The organism is Mesorhizobium sp. M7A.F.Ca.MR.176.00.0.0, assembly GCF_004023165.1.
Lineage (GTDB): Bacteria > Pseudomonadota > Alphaproteobacteria > Rhizobiales > Rhizobiaceae > Mesorhizobium.
The window spans coordinates 1-383 of sequence record NZ_RZTC01000318.1 but is presented as its reverse complement, the minus strand read 5'-3'; the positions used below and the strand labels follow the sequence as shown (position 1 = coordinate 383).

At 60.8% G+C, this 383-nt stretch carries 1 protein-coding gene; it reads left to right on the top strand.

Annotation, left to right across the window (positions count from 1 at the left end; genetic code table 11):
• Positions 1-383, top strand: a 383-nt coding sequence (locus tag EOB59_RS35575) for a hypothetical protein (RefSeq protein ID WP_164895877.1), incomplete at both ends; no start/stop codon positions are given.

The following is a 383-nucleotide window of genomic DNA, read 5'->3' as shown; positions in this document are numbered from 1 at the left end:
TGACCTGGGTCGAGGAGCTTTCCGACTTTTCGCTGACGCCGTTCACTAACGTCTCTGGCGTTCTCACCTTCGGCATTGCGCTGTGGTTCAGCAATGCCGATGCCGGGCCGTTCTCGATCGTCATCGACCAGTTTGCGGATGCTGCGGCGCCGTCAGGCCCAACCGTCACATACATCGGCACCTTTACCGACAACGCCACGACTGACCCGCACACATTTACGCCCAACGTTGGTCCAGCAGGCACCAAGCTCGTTGTCGTCTGCCCGCACAGCCTTCGCAACGCCGCTGGTACCCGGACCATCGTGTCTGTCAGCATCGACGGTACAGCCGGCACGCTTGCCGGGCAAAATGGCGTCAACGATGGCGTCAACGAAGGCACGCAA